A 15,712-nucleotide genomic window follows, 5' to 3' on the forward strand; every position below is an offset into this window, starting at 1 on the left:
CCCCGAGCTGGCCCAAGACCTGGCCGAGCTGCTGCGCCGCCAAGCCGAGCAAGACGCGGCCGACTACCTGGCCTCGCCCGCCCTGCTACACCTGCCCCCCGCCGCCGAACCCGGCCCGCAACTGGCCGCCGGCCAAAGCGTGGGCGCCTACACCCTGGAGCGCATCATCGGCCAGGGCGGCATGGGCTCGGTCTGGCTGGCCCGCCGCACCGACGGGCGCTATGACGCGCAGGTCGCCATCAAGTTCCTCAGCAGCGGCCTGGCGGGAAGAGGAGATGCGGGCCGCTTTGCCCGCGAAGGCCAGATCCTCGCCCGCCTGGCCCACCCGCAGATCGCACGCATGCTGGACGCTGGCATCGTGCAGCTGGAGAGTGGCGCCAGCGCCGGCTCAAGCCGCCTGCCCTATCTGGTGCTGGAGTACATCGCCGACGGCCAGCCCATCGACCGCTTTTGCGAGGCGCAAAAACTAGACCTGCGCAGCCGGGTCGAGCTGTTCCAAAACGTGCTGGCCGCCGTGGCCCATGCGCATACCCGGCTGATCCTGCACCGCGATCTGAAGCCCTCCAACATCCTGGTGACACCCAAGGGCGAGGTCAAGCTGCTGGACTTTGGCATCGCCAAGCTTTTGGACGAAGGCGAGGACGAGCAGGCCCTGCCCAGCGGCACCGCCTCGGAGCTGACCCAGCAAGCCGGCCGCGCCTTCACCCCGCGCTATGCCTCGCCCGAGCAGGTGCAAGGCGCTGAGGTGACGACCGCCACCGATGTATACGCCCTGGGCGTGCTGCTCTACCTGCTGCTGAGCGGCCGCCACCCCACGGCCAGCAACGAGAACGAGGCTAGCACCACGCCACTGGAGCGCATGCGCGGCATCGTGGAGGTGGAGCCCAAGAAACTTTCCGACGCTGTTCGCGCCCAAGGTGGAGACGGCGCGAAAAAAGCCGCTCGCGAATTGCGCGGCGACCTGGACACGATCGTCGCCAAGGCGCTCAAAAAAGCGCCCGCCGAGCGTTACGCCAATGCCGCTGCCTTGAGCGAGGACTTGCGGCGCTGGCTGGCGCATGAGCCGATTGGCGCGAGGCCGGATAGCGCTTATTACCGGACGGCGAAGTTTGTGAGGCGGCATCGGTGGGGGGTGGCGGCAGGCACCTTCGCCAGCCTTGCCGTTGCAGCGGGTGCCGGCCTTGCCGTCTGGAAAGCCCAGGAGGCGCACGAGCAGCGCATGCAGGCCGAAAGCCTGATCGAGTTCATGCTGGGCGATCTGCGCAAAAAGCTGGAGCCTGTGGGGCGCTTAGATGTGCTGGATGCGGTGGGGGAAAAGGCGCTGGGCTATTACTCGCAGCAGGACGCGAGGAGTGCGTCGGCTGATTCACTGGGGCGGCGGGCGAGAGCCTTGCACTTGTTGGGAGAAATGGCGGACGCACGGGGTGAATTGGACCGGGCCGAACAATTGTTCAAACATGCGGCGCAGAGCACGGCTGAACTGTTGGCTCGGGATCCAAACGACGAGACTCGCATCTTCGACCACGCACAAAGCGTCTATTGGATGGCCTATGCCGCTCGTCGGCGGGGTGATTTACAGGCCGCTGCGGGACAATTTGAAGGCTACCGGCAACTCGCCACACAACTGACCACATTGAACCCCGATAAGTTGGAATGGCAGATAGAGCGCGCAGCTGCTGAATCCAACGTCGGCATTCTTCAGCTAGAGCGAAACAAGCCAGTTGAAGCCAAGCAGGCGCTCGCAAAGTCGAGCGAGGTTTGGCGACAAGTGGTAGCAAAAAGACCCGAAGCTCGGCTGGACTACGCTTCCACTTTGGGATGGCTGGCGAATGCACACCAGGCATTGGGGGAGTATTCTCAAGCGCTGAAATCCCAATCGGCCAAGGCTCAGCTGTTTGATGATCAAACCGACGCGTCTAGAAATAGTGAGGTCCGCCACATTCGAGCCACGGCCTCGTTCTACATCGCTCAACTCCAATTGCTACTGGGCGACCTCGACGCCGCATTGAGTAAGAGTCAAGAGGCCGTAGTCCGCCTGCGAGAGCTGCAAGCACTGGAACCCGGCAACCTGGAGTGGCTCCAGCATCTTTGCTTTGCCGAACTTCTTGCAGCGGAGATTCATCTTGCAAAGAACGACTTTCGGGGGGGGCGAGCAGCTTTCGCCTCTGTACAGATTGGTGTTGATCGCCTTTTGCGCCAAGATGCCAAGAGGCTTACATGGCAAGTAAAGCTGAAGGGAACTCAGCTGGTTTTGCTAACCAGACTGGCTCGATTGGAAGGCAAGCTCAACCAAACTCCGGCGCTACTCAGTTACTTAGACGGCATACAAGCGCTGGAAGACAGTGGCAAAAAGCTGAAGCCAGAGAATCACCGCGTGGTAGCCGAAGCCCAAATACTGGTTGGCGACTCCTTGGCTGAATCTGGCAAACAACTCGAAGCCAAAACCAAATGGCTGCAAGCGGAGGACCGCCTGAAAGCTCTGGTCGCGAACGGCGATCTAGACTCAATGGCTTTACAAGCTCTCGCACTGCTGAAATTGAATCGGCCTCAAGAAGCGCTTCGTCTTGTCGAAACACTATCGGCCACGACGTATCGGCACCCACGCTATACCGAACTGACTGCGCTTTTACAAAATCAAGCAAACTCAGTACCGGCCAGTGTGGCCAACAAGCAAAACGGAGGATAAATCATGACGACGACTCAAAATGATCCGGCGCTGACCATCACGGTTGATGTCTTGAAAGAGGGAAGCAAAACCAGTGTGGTTTGCTCGCCCGAAGTTCTGACGGTCACCGACCGCAATTCACTGATCGTTTTCAATCTAGTGAACCCTGACTACGAGTTCCCAAACAGCGGCGCCATCGTCTTTGCTGATGGTGCAGGCGAGTTCCCGAACAGCTGGTATCTCGACCCGGCCTATGTCGCCGTGCGCGACCGCCGCCTGACCACGGGCGAGTACGCCTACACCGCGACCGTGCAACACAAGCAAACAAAAGAACAGCACTCCGTTGACCCGGTCATTAAGAACATGAACGAGTAAGGAGCGGCCTCTGGGCGGCCTCTGGGACATCCGGCCTCTGGGACATCCACCCATCTGAGGAGGACGCCTCTGGGACATCCATCCATTTGAGGATGCTCCCCCTCCATTTCCCGGCACCATGAGCGCATGATCTTTCGGGAGATCACGCCTCATGACCCGCGCTCGCCAATCCTTGGTTGACCTGTCCCTCACGCCCTACTACCACGTGGTGGGTCGTTGTGTTCGGCGGGCGTTTCTGTGCGGAGTCGATGCCTACAGCCAGCGCGACTACAGCCACCGCAAGGCCTGGGTGGTGGACTTGCTAAGCAGGCTTGCTGCGGGATTTGCCGTCGATGTGGCCGCGTATGCGGTGATGTCCAACCACTACCATTTGGTCTTGCGACTGAATCCGGAGCATGCTGCGCTTTGGTCGGAACAAGAGGTCGCCCGCCGCTGGCAATGCTTCTTTGGCCAGCATGTGCTGGTCAAACGCTATTTGCAGGGCGAGTGCAAGTCGGCCGCCGAACAAGCCGGGGCGCAAAAATTGCTGCAGCTGTGGCGCGAACGGCTGGCCAGCCTATCTTGGTTTATGCGCGTGTTCGACGAGAAGCTGGCGCGGCAGGCCAATGCGGAAGACGGCTGCAGCGGCCGTTTCTGGGAAGGGCGCTTTCGCAGCCAGGCCTTGCTGGACGAGGTGGGCTTGCTGGCCTGCATGGCCTATGTTGATTTGAACCCGGTACGCGCAGGCATTGCGCCGACGCCGGAGGCCAGCGAATTCACCTCGATTGAGCAGCGCATCCAGGCTGTGATGAGCGAAGAGCAGGTCACCAAGGCCGCTGCAATCAAGGCAGCTAAAAAAGCCAAGACTCAAGCCCCAAGGCCTCGCCTGATGCCTTTCATGCCCGAAGGCCTGAGCAAGGCCAAGCCCTCGGCCAGACAACTGCCTTATCAGCTGCAAGACTATCTTGAGCTGCTGGACTGGGCCGGCCGAGTCCAGCGGCCGGGCAAACGAGGCCGTATTGCGGCGGAAGCACCGGCCATCCTGCTAAGGCTGGGCCTGGAGGCGGAGCGCTTTCGGGCGCAGTTGCAGAGCCAGTACAGCTTTCGAGGCTCCGTGGTGGGGCGCCGCGCGAGCGCGCAATCGGCCGCCAAGCAGCAGGGCCGGAAGTTTTATCGCGGCGTGCTGTTCGGGTCTGCCATGGCTCAGCCCGTGAACTCAGTTCAAGACCCGCCCTACGGTAGGCTTGAGGGATGGAACCAGAAAAACAAAACAAATCCCCCGCCTCATCGACGGCCACACCGTCCAGCCCCGAATTCGGCAAACCCCTGAGCGGCTGGCGGCTGCGTTGCTACACCGTCATTTTTGAGGCCGACACGCGGGCCGGGCGGCGCTTTGATCTCTTGCTGATCCTGATGGTGCTGCTGAGTGTGGCCCTGGTGATGCTGGAGAGCGTGGGCAATTTGCGTGGCCGCTACGGCCCCTGGCTCACCGGCTTTGAGTACTTCTTCACCGCGGCCTTCACGGCGGAATACGTTCTGCGCCTGCTTTGCGTGCGCAAGCCGCTGCGCTATGCGCTGAGCTTTTACGGCATCGTCGATTTGATGGCGGTGCTGCCCACCTACCTCGCGATTTTTGAGCCCAGCTTGTATGCGCTGGTGGATGTGCGGGTGCTGCGCTTGCTGCGGGTGTTCCGCATCCTCAAGCTGCACGCGTATATGCAGGAGTACATCAGCCTAGGCCGGGCTTTGCGGGCGAGTGCGCGCAAGATTTTTGTGTTCTTGTCGGCGGTGCTGATGGTGGTGCTGATCATGGGCACGGTGATGTTCATCGTCGAGGGGCCCGAGCACGGTTTCACCAGCATCCCGGTGGGGGTGTATTGGGCCATCACGACGTTGACGACGGTGGGCTATGGCGATTTGACGCCCAAGTCTGACTTAGGCCGCGCGATTGCCTCGCTGATGATGTTGATGGGCTGGGGCGTGCTGGCGGTGCCGACGGGCATCGTGACGGCCGAGATGAGCGCACAGCGCTTTCAGTTCCCACCCAAGACGACGACGCGGACCTGCCATGAGTGCCTGACCGAGGGGCATCTACCGGACGCCAAGTTTTGCCGCAATTGCGGGGCGAAGTTGCCGAGGTATCAGGCGGAGTGAGGCGCTGCGTTTGGGCTTGTGTTGAGTCAGGTTGAGTAACTTTCAGTTGGGTTGATCGGTGCTTGGGGTGCGGGGATTTCGCCCCCGCGGGCGACCTCCTTTCTTGGGCGCCCAAGAAAGGAGGCAAAGAAACCGCCCCGAATGCCTGGCCCCTGCGGGGTCCGCTGTGTGCCAAGTCGCTTGCAAGCGACTTGTCCTTCGGCAGGCGTCAGACAAGCCACTTGGCTTGTCTTCGGTCCTGCCTCAGTGCGTCGGCTTCAACGGCCCGCGCCGAACTCACTGCGCTACGCTCCGTTCAAACATGCGGCGCGAGCTAGAAGTTGAGGGCGCTGCGCGCCGCCCGTTGAATCCTGCGCTCCTCGCCCAGGCAACACGGGGAACCCCAACCCCACTCGGCTCGCTGCGCATCGCCTCGGTCAAATACCTAACTCCACTCCAATGCGGCGCGCAAGCGCGCCGCCCCTCAAGCCGATGCGTAGCGAGGCGTGACGGTATTCAAATCCCGTTGAGACTGGGTGAGGAACGGAAGCTTCGCTGGGCGTCGCGAAGCGACTTCGTGAACTGACTTCGCGCCCCTTGTTTGAGCGGAGCGTAGCGCAGCGAGTTGGGCGCGGCCCAGTGAAGCTGAGTACCGCAACGAACCCCGCAGGGGCCAGGCGTCGGGTCGCCTTTTTTGCCTACTTTTTTGGCGAAGCAAAAAAGTAGGTCGCCTGCGGGGGCGAATTCCCCGCTGGGCCTTGGCACTAGCACGACCTCACCAACAAACCACAAATCCGCCAATCGCCCAGAATTTGCTTATTACCAATGAGTTCTTGGTAAATCTAGGGTTTTCACTAGGATTGCGGCCTTACCCCAAAAGGTCGGGCAGATCGCCCCACTCAAGCCGCTCCTCCCTCCCCGTGATCGAACTCCAAGACATTCATAAGCGCTACGGCAAGCCAAACAGCGCCCCAGAGCAAGTCGTCACCGCGCTTGACGGCATCAGCCTCAGCGTCAAGGCCGGTGAGGTGTTCGGCATCATCGGCCACTCGGGCGCCGGCAAGTCCACCTTGCTGCGCGTGCTCAATCTGCTGGAGCGGCCCGATAGCGGCTCGCTGCGCGTTGCCGGCCAAGACCTGCTGAGCCTGAATGACGCCCAGCTGCGCAGCGCCCGCCAGCGCATCGGCATGATTTTTCAGCACTTCAATCTGCTGGGCTCGCGCACCGTGGCCGAGAACGTCGCCTGGCCGCTGCGCATTGCCAACTGGCCCACCGAGCAGATCGCCCCGCGTGTGAACGAATTGCTGGCCCGCGTGGGCCTGGCCGACCAAGGCCACAAATACCCGGCCCAGCTCTCGGGCGGGCAAAAACAACGCGTGGGCATTGCCCGCGCCCTGGCCACCGGGCCTGAGCTGCTGCTGTGCGACGAAGCCACCAGCGCCTTGGACCCGCAAACCACCCGCGCCATCCTGGACCTGCTGGCCCAGCTGAACCGCGAGCTCGGCCTGGCCATCGTACTGATCACCCACGAGATGGATGTGGTGCGCCGCATCTGCGACCGAGTCGCGGTGCTGGAGGCCGGCAAAGTTGTGGAGATCGGCGCGGTGGCCGAGGTCTTTTTGCACCCGCAGCACGTGGTGACACGCCGCTTTGTGCAAGAAGCCGAGAAGATCGACGAGAACGATTTGAACGAGGACTACGCCCACGTTCCCGGCCGTCTGCTGCGCCTGACCTTCCAGGGCGAGCGCACCTACGAGCCCTTGCTGGGCGAGGTGGCGCGGCGCAGCGGCATCGACTTCGGCATCTTGCATGGCCGCATCGACCGCATCAAAAGCACACCCTATGGCCAGCTGACGATTGCCGTCACCGGCGGTGACCTGGCAGGCGCCCAAGCCCTGCTGGCCGAGCGCGGCGTGCGCGTTGAAGTACTCCGCTAATTGAACGAATCCATCATGACCGAAATTTTGCTGAGCATGGACTGGGCCGAGATCGGCCTGGCCAGCGTCGACACCTTGCTGATGCTGGGCGGCGCCCTGCTCTTCACCGGCCTCTTGGGCCTGCCCCTGGGCGTGCTGCTGTTCCTGCTGGACCGTGGCCAGCTGCTGGACTCACCGCGCGCCTACGGCCTGCTCTCGCTGGTGGTGAACGTGCTGCGCTCCCTGCCTTTTGTGATCTTGCTGATCTTGCTGATCCCGTTCACCCTGCTGGTGACGGGCACCTCGCTGGGCGTGGCGGGTGCCATCCCGCCGCTGGTGGTGGGGGCCACGCCCTTCTTCGCCCGCTTGGTAGAAGCCGCCTTGCGCGGCGTGGACCGGGGCATCGTCGAGGCCGGCCAGGCCATGGGTGCCAGCCCGCGCCAGATCGTCACCCAAGCGCTGTTGCCAGAAGCACTGCCGGGCATTTTGTCGGCGCTGACGGTGACGGCCATCACCCTGGTGGGCTACACGGCCATGTCGGGTGTGATCGGCGGCGGCGGCCTGGGCGACCTGGCCATCCGCTTTGGCTACCAACGCTTCCAGACCGAGGTGATGTTGGTCACCGTGGCCCTGCTCTTGATCCTCGTGCAGCTGCTGCAGATGCTGGGAGATTGGGCCGTGCGCAGGCTCAATCACCGCTGAAATTCTTTCTGTTTTGAATCATCACCACCTGAAGGGAATGAACCCATGAAAAAGAACAAGCCATCCGCCGTCATCACCGCCGTCCTGAGCGCCGCCCTGCTGAGCTTGGGCGCTAGCGCGTGGGCCGAGAAGCTGAGCATCGCCGCCACTGCCGTGCCGCATGCCGAGCTGCTGGAATTCGTCAAGCCTGGCCTGGCCAAGCAAGGCGTGGAGTTGGAGGTCAAGGTCTTCACCGACTATGTGCAGCCCAATGTGCAGGTGGCCGAAAAGCGCCTGGACGCCAACTTCTTCCAGCACAAGCCCTATCTGGCCGAGTTCAACAAGGGCAAGGGCGCAAACCTGGTGGCCGTGGCCGCCGTGCATGTGGAGCCATTCGGCGCCTACTCGACCAAGCACAAGAGCCTGGCCGACCTGCCCGTGGGTGCCACCGTGGCCCTGCCCAATGACCCCACCAATGGCGGCCGCGCCCTGGTGCTGCTGGCGCGCGCTGGCGTGATCAAGCTCAAGGACATCAACAACATCCTGGCCACCTCCAAAGACATTGTTGAGAACAACAAGAAGCTGAAGTTCCGCGAGATCGAAGCCGCCACCCTGCCCCGCATCCTGCCGCAAGTGGACCTGGCCCTGATCAACACCAACTACGCCTTGGAAGCCAAGCTGACCCCGGCCAAGGACGCCCTGGCCATCGAAGGCGCCCAATCGCCTTACGCCAACTTCCTGGTCGCGCGTGCGGACAACCAGAACAGCGATGGCATCAAGAAGCTGGCCGCTGCGCTGCAAACGCCTGAGGTGAAGAAGTTCATCGAGACCAAGTACAAGGGCGCGGTGGTGCCGGCGTTTTGAGTTTGACTAGTTCCCAGATCCAGCCGGATATTCACCTAGTCTCGCTAATGCCAATGCCCAGCGGGGATTTCGCCCCCGCAGGCGACTCACTTTTCTTGCTTCGCCAAGAAAAGTAAGCAAAAGAAGGCGACCCGACGCCTGGCCCCTGCGGGGTCCGTTGCGGTGCTCAGGTTTGCCGGGCCGCGCCCAACTCACTTCGCTACGCTCCGTTCAAACAAGGGGCGCGAAGTCAGTGCTTGAAGTCGCTTCGCGACGCCCGACAAACCTTCCGCTCCTCACCCAGTCTCAACGGGACTGAATACCGTCACGCCTCGCTGCGCATCGGCTTGAGGGGCTGCATGCGCCGAGCGCATGCAGCGTTAGCTGCGGCGACATCGAGGCGACGCGCAGCGAGCCGAGTTGTTTTGCATTCCCCGTCCTTGCCTGGGCGAGGAGCGCAGGGCTTGCTGGGCGTCGCGAAGCGACTTCAAGTTCTAGCTCGCGCAGCATGTTTGAGCGTAGTGAACGCAGTGAGCGAAGCGAGTTCTGCGCGGGCCAGCAAGACCGAGCACCGCAGCGAACCCCGAAGGGGCCAGGCATGCGGGTCGCCTTTTTTGCCTACTTTTTTGGCGAAGCAAAAAAGTAGGTCGCCCGCCGGGGCGAACTCCCGGCTGGGCCCTCGAAACAGACCAACGCCCCTAAAAGCGCCGTAGCTTCAAACCGCCTCCGGCAAGGCCAAGCGCTTACCGCTCCGCGCATCGATCACCACCGTGTGCGCCGTCTTGTCCTGAATGGCCTGGCGGTTGCTGTCCCAGAGCAGCTGCAAAAATCCCGTCATGCCGGTGGCCATGCCCGCCGCATAACCGCCGTAACGCTTGAAGCAAATCATCGGTGTCAGGGGCTTGCCAGTCAGCTCCACCACGCGCAGGCCCAGCAACTTCTTGCCCAGGGTCTGCCCGCTTAAAAGCACCGGCAGGATGGAGAAATACAGCAGGGCCCAGAAGTAGCTCAAGCCCACCTCGTTGACCAAACGCTTGAACTCGGCGCGCGGGTCGAAATGATGCTGATCGAGCTGCGCTTGCTGTGCCTTGACCTGCGCCTCCAGCTTGGCAATGCGTTGAGCATCGCTTTGCTCAGCCCTGCCGGCCGAAGCAGCGGGGCCAGGCAGCGCTGCCGCCACCGAGGCGGCCGACGCCGCCGAGGCCACCGAATCCGGCAAACCCGCCAGCGCCGCCTGGGCCGTCGCCAGAGCGGCGGCGGTGGCAGCGGCCGCTTCTTCGTCTTCGGCCTCAGATCGCCTCGCGCTGGGCTCGCGCCAATCCTCCCAGGCTTGCTGGCCACCCAAGGCCAGGCTGATGAACAGCAAGACCCACAGCCCGCGTCGGCGCCCGTCGCTCAAGACCTTGCCACCGCCACCGGGCCGGCGTATCCAGAGCAAGAGCGCCGAGCCGCCCGCCAGCAGCAAAAAGAAATTGCCCAGATTAGAGAGCGGTGCCAACACCGCCAGATCGATCGCCATGGCCCAGAAGCGTTGCTTGGGCTTGGCCAGGGGCAGGCCCAGGAGCTGCGGCGCCACATTGAGATCCTCGGGCGTCACCCAGGCGCGCGGGTCGTAGGCTGGCGTGGGTGAGGTGACAGAGGTAGACAAGATGAGATGAAGTCCGAGCCAAGGAGCCGCAAGCGTAGCGCAAGTGCAGCAGGCCCATGCTGAGGCCAAGCCGCTATTTACAAGCGGCCTGGGCTGCGATTAACTTGCCACATCCGCAGCCTTTGAGATGCTCATATGCCCCGATTCCGCGCCTGGCGCGCCCCGCTACTGGGCCTTTTTTTCCCGCTGCTGATGCAAGCCCAGGCCCTGGCCCTGGAGGCCCCGGAAGGCAGGGTGGTGCTGACCCTCAGCGGCAAGGTCGGCAGCCCCAACCAAGGCAAGAACGCCGCCTTCAGCATGGCCATGCTGGAACGCCTGCCCCAGCACAGCTACACGGTGCAAACCCCCTGGTATCCCACGCCCATGACCTTCACCGGGCCGCTGATGCGCGATGTGCTGGCGGCGGCCGGCGCCCAGGGCGAGAAGATCATCGCGGTGGCGCTGAACGACTACAAGACCGAGCTGCCCTTCAGCGACGCCATCAAGCTGGAACCCATCCTGGCCCGACTGCTCAATGGCAAGCCGATGGCGGTGCGCGACAAAGGGCCTTTGTTCATCATCTACCCCAGTCATCTGCATGCCGAGCTGAGCAGCCAGCTCTACTTCAACCGCTCGGCCTGGCAGCTGACCCGCCTGGTCGTGGAGTAGCGCGCCATCGACGCCGAAACGACGCCACCCAGCCACCCACTGCAAGGCAAGCGCCTGCTGGCCTTGCTGATGGTGGGCTTGGCCCTGCTGTACACGGCCATCGGCGTGGTGCAGCTGCGCCAGCACCAGGCGCTCAGCCATGTGTCTCAGCGCAGCAATCAGGAGGAGGCATTTGCGCTCTGGCAGCTGGAGATGGAGTACCAGCGCTTCAGCGAGGCCCTGACCCAGCGGGTGATGGCGCCCCAGGAGATGGGGCTGGACGAGCTGAAGCTGCGCTACGAGCTCTTCGTCAGCCGCATGCTCTTGCTGGATGCGCCCACCACCCGCGGCCTGCTCAGGGATCAGGCCCTGCTACACCGCAGCCGCGCGGAGATCGAGAGCTTTGTGCAACAAGCCGATGCCGTGCTGGGCGAGCAGGTGACCCAAGCGCCCAGCCATGCCCGGCTGCAAGCCCTGCGCGCGCCCCTGGCCGGCTTGCGCGGCGGCATCCACGATATGTCGCTGGACGCCGTCAGTGCGGCGGCCATGGCGGTGGACGAGCGCACGGCCCAGGTGCGCCAGCAGTCCATCACCACGACGGCGCTGACGGTCTTGCAAGGCCTGCTGACCCTGACCCTGATGCTGGCCATGATGCGCCAGTACCGCGCACGTTCGGCGGCCAAGGCCGAGGCCGAGGCGAACCGCCTCTCCCTGGTGGAGACGGCCGCGCGCCTGCAGGCCGAGAGCATCCAGCGCGCCGCCCGCGATGAGCTGCAAGCCATCACCGACGCCCTGCCCCTGCTGGTGTTCCGCCAGCAGCGCACACCCGGCCAACCAGCCCACTACACCTATGTCAGCGGGCGCGCCCAGGAGGTGCTGGGCGTGGACGCGAGCCAGTTGCTGGCGCAGTTTGAGCTGCTGGCCACGCTGATCCACCCGGAGGACCGCGAGCGCATTGCGGCGGCCTCGGCCTTCTCCGTGCGCGAACGCCTGCCCCTGCGCGAGGAATTCCGCATCTGCCAGCCAGGCGGCAGCGAACACTGGGTCTACTGCGAATCGCTGACCCGCTTGCAGGAGGACGGCCAGCTGATCTGCACCGGCTATATCCAGCTGATCGACGAGCAAAAACGCCGCGAGCGGGCGCTGACCGAGATCACCGAGCAGCAGCGGGTGATCTTCGAGAACGTGCCCTCGGGCCTGATCTTCTCGGCCGATGGCGCGATCCGCCAGTACAACAGCAGCTTTGCCGCCATGCTGGGGGTGGAGGGGGCGAATCTGATCGGCAGCTCGGCCAGCATGTTGTTCCCCGACCGCCATGCCCATGAGCAGTTCAACGCCCAGGCCGTGCCCCTGCTGGAGCTGGGGCTCAAGGTGGTGGTGGAGCGCGAGTTCTGCCGCATCCGCGGGCCCAATTTCTTTGGCCGCATCGTCGGCAAACGGGTGCCGGGTGGCGAGTACAGCAAGGCCACCATCTGGGTGCTGGAGGACATCAGCGAGCAAAAGGCCAGCGAGCGCGAGATGCGCCGCGCCCGCGAGATGGCCGAGGAAGCCACCCGCCTGAAGGGCGACTTCCTGGCCAATATGAGCCACGAGATCCGCACGCCGATGAACGCCATCATCGGCCTCTCGCATCTGGCGCTGAAGACCGAGCTGAACCTGCGCCAGCGCGACTACCTCAGCAAGATCCAGCAGTCCAGCCAGCACCTGCTGGGCATCATCAACGACATCCTGGACTTCTCCAAGATTGAGGCCGGCAAGCTGACGATGGAGCAGCTGCCCTTCGAGCTGGACGCGGTGCTCAATAACGTGGCCAATGTGACGGCCGACAAGGCCGCGCTGAAGGGCCTGGAGCTGATCTGCGATGTGGCGCCCGATGTGCCTCAGCAGCTGGTCGGTGACTCCCTGCGCCTGGGCCAGGTGCTGATCAACTACGCCAATAACGCGATCAAATTCACCGAGAAAGGCGAGGTGATCTTTCGCGTGCGCCGCCTGCCTGCGCCCGCCGCGCCCTCGGACTTCGGCCCCGACGAGCTGCTGCTGAGATTCGAGGTCAGCGATACCGGCATCGGCCTCGCCCCCGAGCAGATCGGCCAGCTCTTCCAGAGCTTCAGCCAGGCCGACAGCTCGATCTCGCGCAAGTACGGCGGCACCGGCCTGGGCCTGGCCATCTGCAAATCCCTGGCCGAGGCCATGGGCGGCGAGGTGGGGGTGCAAAGTCAGCTGGGCCAGGGCTCGCTGTTCTGGTTCACCGCCCGGCTGCGCCTGGGCGAGGCCATGCCGCGCCGCAGCCTGCCGCGCCACGAGGCCAGCGCCAGCCGCCAGGTGCTGGTGGTGGACGACCACCCCAATGCCGCCGCCGTGCTCTGCGGCCTGATGCAGGCCCTGGGCTACCAGGCCCAGGCCGTGCATTCCGGCGCCGCCGCCCTCAGCGCCCTGCAAGCGCGGGCTGGCGGGCCGCAGGCATTTGAGCTGGTCTTGCTGGACTGGCAGATGCCCGAGATGGACGGCGCCGCCACCTTGCGCGCCATCCGCCGCCTGCATCTGCAGCCGCTGCCGCACTGCATCATGGTCAGCGACTACGGCCGCGAAGACGCCATCCGCAGCGCCCAGAACCTGGGGCTGAGCGAGGTGCTGGTCAAACCCATCAACGGCTCCTCCCTGCTGGGCGCCATGCGCCGCATCGCCCGCAGCCCGCCGGTGCACGGCGACGCGGAGCATCCACCCCAGGTCTTCAGCGGCTTCGGCAATCTGGACGAGCTGGGCGCCACCGAAGAGCTGCGCCCGCTGCGCGGCGCGCGCATCTTGCTGGTGGAGGACAACGAGCTGAACCAGCAGGTGGCTTGCGAGCTGCTGGGCGATGTGGGCTTTGTGGTCGATGTGGCCAGCGACGGCCTGCAAGGCGTGCAAAAAGTGGCCCTGGCCCGACGCGATGCCCGGCCTTACGACCTGGTACTGATGGATATGCAGATGCCGGTGATGGACGGCATCCACGCCACCCGCGAGATCCGCAAGGACCCGCACAACGCCGCCCTGCCCATCGTCGCGATGACGGCCAATGCCATGCAGGTCGATCGCGAGCGCTGCCTGGCCGCGGGCATGAACGGTTTTGTGGCCAAGCCCATCGAGCCCGAGCAGCTGTGGCGGGCGCTGAGAACCTGGGTGCGGCCCCGTCAAGGCTTGGGCCTGGGCTCGCAGGCCGCCGCGCAAGAAGCGCCCGAGCTGATCCATCTGGACCTGCGCCCGACGGGGGCCAGCCTGGATCAGCTGGCGGCGGTGGAAGGCTTGGATGTGGCCCAGGGCCTGCGCCTGGTGGCTGGCAAGGAGCGCCTGTATCGCAGCCTGCTCGGTCGATTCATCGCGGGCCAGGGCGGCGTGCCGGCCGCCATCGCCGAGGCGCTGCAGGCCGGCGACCGCGCCGCCGCCGAGCGCCTGGCCCACACGCTCAAAGGCCTGGCCGGCAGCATAGGGGCGAATGGCTTGCGGGCTTTGGCGGCCCAGGTGGAGCTTGCCGTGCGGGAGCAGCTGGGCCAGCTGCCGCAAGACTTGCAAGCCCTGGATCTGGGCATGCGCGAGCTGCTGCAAGCCCTGGGCCCGGTACTGCAGACGGCGGAAGCCGCGCTGCCCCTGGCGGCCGAACCCGGCCAGGCGCAAGCACCGGCGAACGCGCCGGAGCAGGCAGTGCAGGCCTTGCGCCAGCTGCAGCGCCTGCTGCGCGACTGCGATGCCTCGGCACTGGAGTTTGCGCAAAGCCAGGGCCCGGTCTTGCGCGCCCTGCTGGGGCGGCGCAGCGCGGAGCTGGAAGAGCTGCTGCTGGACTACAAGTTTGACTTTGCCTTGCGCTTGCTGCGCGCGGCAGCCGCCGACGAAGGCCTGGTGCTGGACTGAGCCCGGGGCGTGGCGGCCGCGGCCTCGCCCAGCAAGGCGATAAAAGCCTGCAAGGCCGGCGTGCTTTGCTTGGCCCGGTGCACCACCCAGTAGCAGGGTCGGCTGCAAGCGGGCAGGGGCGTGTTGAGCACCTGCAGCTGGCCGGCGGCCAGCGCATCGGTCAAGACCCAGCGGGACAGACAGGCCAGGCCCAGGCCGGCCACGGCCAGGCGTTTGATGGCCTCGGAGCTGTTCAGCTCCACGCTGCGTTGATAAGCATGCAACTGGGGCAGCAGCCATTGATCGGTGGCCTCGCGGGTGCCGGCACCGGGCTCGCGCAAGAGCCAGAGCTGCTCGCGCAGCAAGCGCAGGCTTGGCGCTGGTGCGCCGGGCTTGGCCAGCAAGGCATGGCTGGGCGCCGCCACGATCAGCAACTCGTCCGACAACCAAGGCTGCACCGCCAGGCCGGGTTCGTGGCAAGGGCCTTCGATCAGGCCGATGTCCAGCTCGAACTGGGCCACGGCGCGGCAGATCTGCGCGGTATTGGCAATGCTCAGGCGCGAGGCCCAGGACGGGGCCGCAGCGACTTGCTGTTGCGCATAAAAGCGCGCCAGCAGATCGGGCAAGACATAGCTGCCCAAGGTGGTGCTGGCGCCGATGCGCAAGGCTTGCGCCTGCACATCGCTGCGCTGGGCCAGGGCTTGCACATCGGCCGCTCCATCCAGCACGGCCAGGGCCCGCGGCAGCAGGGAGCGGCCGTTCTCGTTGAGTTGCAGGCGCTTGCCGACGCGATCGAACAGGGGCAGGCCCAGCAAGCGCTCTAGCTCTGTGAGCGCCGAGCTGGTGGCCGACTGCGAGAGCGCAATCGCCTCAGCCGCCGCCGTGGTGCTGCCGCTGCGCGCTACCGCGGTAAAGACCTGCAGCTGCCGCAGGCTTAGATGCAAGGCCGTCATGCCCGCTCCTTATCTATTCAGTCGCTAG

11 protein-coding genes are annotated in these 15,712 nt (G+C 64.5%); 9 read left to right on the top strand and 2 right to left on the bottom strand.

Annotation, left to right across the window (positions count from 1 at the left end):
- Window positions 1-139: 139 nt before the first annotated feature.
- The 7 genes from DBR47_RS18990 (at window position 140) to DBR47_RS19020 (ending at window position 8,613) form a co-directional block, all read left to right on the top strand.
- The gene (locus DBR47_RS18990) at window positions 140-2,686 is read left to right on the top strand and encodes a protein kinase (RefSeq protein WP_124452992.1); all 2,547 of its coding nucleotides are present in this window, start codon (window positions 140-142) and stop codon (window positions 2,684-2,686) included.
- A gap of 3 nt (window positions 2,687-2,689) precedes the next feature.
- A complete protein-coding gene (locus DBR47_RS18995; protein WP_124452994.1) occupies window positions 2,690-3,040 on the top strand; it encodes a hypothetical protein in 351 nt (116 codons plus the stop codon).
- A gap of 151 nt (window positions 3,041-3,191) precedes the next feature.
- Entirely contained in the window at window positions 3,192-4,349 is a 1,158-nt protein-coding gene (locus DBR47_RS25510; RefSeq protein WP_197047160.1) for a transposase, read from the top strand.
- Window positions 4,271-5,173 (top strand): ion transporter, encoded by a 903-nt coding sequence (locus tag DBR47_RS19005; RefSeq protein WP_124452996.1) that lies wholly within the window; start codon window positions 4,271-4,273, stop codon window positions 5,171-5,173. Before DBR47_RS25510 ends, DBR47_RS19005 begins: the two co-directional genes overlap by 79 nt.
- Before the next feature lie 899 nt (window positions 5,174-6,072).
- Entirely contained in the window at window positions 6,073-7,089 is a 1,017-nt protein-coding gene (locus tag DBR47_RS19010) for a methionine ABC transporter ATP-binding protein (protein ID WP_124452997.1), read from the top strand.
- 15 nt (window positions 7,090-7,104) lie between these two features.
- Window positions 7,105-7,770, top strand: a complete 666-nt coding sequence (locus DBR47_RS19015) for a methionine ABC transporter permease (RefSeq protein ID WP_124452999.1) — start codon at window positions 7,105-7,107, stop codon at window positions 7,768-7,770.
- Between the two features lie 45 nt (window positions 7,771-7,815).
- Window positions 7,816-8,613, top strand: a complete 798-nt coding sequence (locus DBR47_RS19020) for a MetQ/NlpA family ABC transporter substrate-binding protein (protein ID WP_124453001.1) — start codon at window positions 7,816-7,818, stop codon at window positions 8,611-8,613.
- Window positions 8,614-9,307: 694 nt separating this feature from the next.
- Here DBR47_RS19020 and DBR47_RS19025 read toward each other — a convergent pair.
- Entirely contained in the window at window positions 9,308-10,240 is a 933-nt protein-coding gene (locus DBR47_RS19025) for an RDD family protein (protein ID WP_124453003.1), read from the bottom strand.
- Window positions 10,241-10,375: 135 nt separating this feature from the next.
- Here DBR47_RS19025 and DBR47_RS19030 point away from each other — a divergent pair, with 135 nt between their 5' ends.
- The gene (locus DBR47_RS19030; protein ID WP_124453005.1) at window positions 10,376-10,888 is read left to right on the top strand and encodes a molybdopterin-dependent oxidoreductase; all 513 of its coding nucleotides are present in this window, start codon (window positions 10,376-10,378) and stop codon (window positions 10,886-10,888) included.
- A gap of 69 nt (window positions 10,889-10,957) precedes the next feature.
- Window positions 10,958-14,752, top strand: coding sequence for a response regulator (locus tag DBR47_RS19035; RefSeq protein WP_231512404.1), 3,795 nt, complete (start codon window positions 10,958-10,960; stop codon window positions 14,750-14,752).
- Here DBR47_RS19035 and DBR47_RS19040 read toward each other — a convergent pair.
- Window positions 14,683-15,684, bottom strand: a complete 1,002-nt coding sequence (locus DBR47_RS19040) for a LysR family transcriptional regulator (protein WP_124453009.1) — start codon at window positions 15,682-15,684, stop codon at window positions 14,683-14,685. The two genes, DBR47_RS19035 and DBR47_RS19040, sit on opposite strands and share 70 nt — an antisense overlap.
- Window positions 15,685-15,712: the final 28 nt, after the last annotated feature.

The sequence above is a fragment of the Paucibacter sp. KBW04 genome, assembly GCF_003852425.1.
Classification (GTDB): Bacteria; Pseudomonadota; Gammaproteobacteria; order Burkholderiales; family Burkholderiaceae_C; genus Paucibacter_A.